Origin of the sequence: Rhodococcus sp. BS-15 (assembly GCF_000813105.1) — a bacterium.
GTDB lineage: Bacteria > Actinomycetota > Actinomycetes > Mycobacteriales > Mycobacteriaceae > Rhodococcoides.
In genome coordinates, this window is the sequence record NZ_BAOX01000508.1 from 1 (window position 1) to 1872 (window position 1872).

At 63.6% G+C, this 1872-nt stretch carries 1 protein-coding gene and 1 pseudogene; one reads left to right on the plus strand and one right to left on the minus strand.

What is annotated here, in order from left to right:
• The first annotated feature begins 323 nt into the window (after window positions 1-323).
• Window positions 324-1277 carry a HAMP domain-containing protein gene (locus RHBS_RS27410; RefSeq protein ID WP_128646910.1) on the plus strand — a complete coding sequence of 318 codons (954 nt, stop codon included), beginning with the start codon at window positions 324-326 and terminating at the stop codon, window positions 1275-1277.
• Window positions 1278-1321: 44 nt separating this feature from the next.
• On the opposite strand, the pseudogene RHBS_RS27415 reads toward RHBS_RS27410, so the two are convergent.
• Window positions 1322-1872 (minus strand): annotated as a pseudogene (locus RHBS_RS27415) (short chain dehydrogenase); the annotation flags it as partial.

Below are 1872 nucleotides of genomic sequence, written 5' to 3' on the forward strand. Positions count from 1 at the left end.
ACGGCACCACTGTGCCCATCGCCGCCAACGACCTCCGCCCACACATCCTCACCAAACCGAAACGATCCGGCATCATCGCCTACCCCAACCCACCCGACAACCACGACCCCGAAACAGAACCAACAGCCGAAGACACCGACACCCCACCCTTCTGAAGATCGAACTTTCGCGGAGGCCTGGGACCCATGCCGGCGCTCGCACCAAGGTAGGGAAGCCGAACCCAGGTGCACGAACTCGATTGACCGTCGACCATTGCCGAATGTCGACGCCGGTCCACACGGCCTGCAGAATGATCGTCGCTCGACGACCGGCATACTCGAGAAATGAGCAATCCACGTGCAGCCGCTCGCCCCAGAGCACTTACGTTGCACGGCCGCATCCGAGTGTTGACGATGAGCGTGGCAGCCCTGGCGGTCGCAGTGAGTGCTCTCGCGATCTATCTTGTCGCGGAGCAGGCCCTCCGCTCACAGATCGTGGACCGCGTGGAACGCAACAGCGACGCCATTATTGCCAGCGCGGCAACGGGGGTTCCGGCCAATCTGCTCGGCTTCGCCATCGAAGACACCGAGGGAACCGCGGTGAAGGTCGCCTTCGCGACGACTGACGGCACATTGGTGACGTCGACGAACGGCTCCGAGCCGTTCACCAATTCCAACGGAGTTCTGGACGATCCAGAAAGATCTGTCATCGACGGCACCACAGATAGATCCCTGCGTGAGGTGCGAGGTTATTACGTCTCTGCCAAACGCACCGACGCAGGCGAAACAATCATGGTGGCCGAATCGCTCAGCGCGGCGTCACCACTACTCGGCAAGCTCACGCTCGCCCTGGTCCTCGTCGGGGCGTTTCTCGTCGCACTGGCAGGTGTCGCCGGTGCCGCCGTCGCACGCACCGGACTCCGCCCGGTCAGGCGACTGCGGGCCGGTACCGAACGTGTTGCCCGCACAGGAGATTTCGAGCCCATCGACGTCAACGGTGACGATGAACTGGCATCACTGGCCAACAGCTTCAACGAGATGTTGGCCTCCCTGTCTCGTTCGCGCGCACGGCAGGGTCAGCTGATCATCGATGCCGGCGCGGAACTGATGGAGCCGCTGACAGCCTTGCGCACCAACATCGATCTACTGATGTCGCTCGACCGGCCGGACACTCCGGATATGCCGGAAGACCAGCAGAACCGATTGCGCGTCGAGGTCATCGCTCAGATGGACGTCATCATCGGGCTGGTGCACGACCTGGTCGACCATGCCCGGGAGCCCGCGCCTACCCCGCAGTGACGCGTGCGTCAGGGTGCGCAGTGACGGCCGAGAACCGCAGCCGATCAGGACGAGAGCCGCACACCGGTCAGCTGTTCCGAGGCCTCCCACAGGCGACGCGCATCGTCCATCCTGCGCATCGGCTTCCACATGGCGACCTCGGTCGGTGGCCCGCCGATGAGTCGCTTCGGGCCGAAGAACTGATCTCCATGCGCGTCAGTACCCGCAGCCGCAACCAATCCCGGCTGCGCTGCGCTGTCCACAGTGCCCGCAATGCCGACGCGGGCGAGAACGCCGATCAACCGTCTGCCGGCCGAGTCTTTCGGCCGGCCCAATCCCGGCTGTGCCGCAAGCAGATTGGTCGGCGAAACTCCCGGGTGAGCGATGTTGCTGGTGATTCCCCAGCCGCCTTCGCTACTACGAGCCTCGAGTTCGCGTGCGAACAGAGCCACCGCGAGCTTCGATTGGACGTAGGCCTTCATGACGTCGTACGACCGCTCCCAGTTGAGGTCGTCCCAATTGATGGTCCCCGACCGTGCCGCAATGCTCGTCTGATGGGTGACCCGCGCATTACCTTTCCGCAGCAGCGGCAGCAGACCTAATGGGACTTGATCGG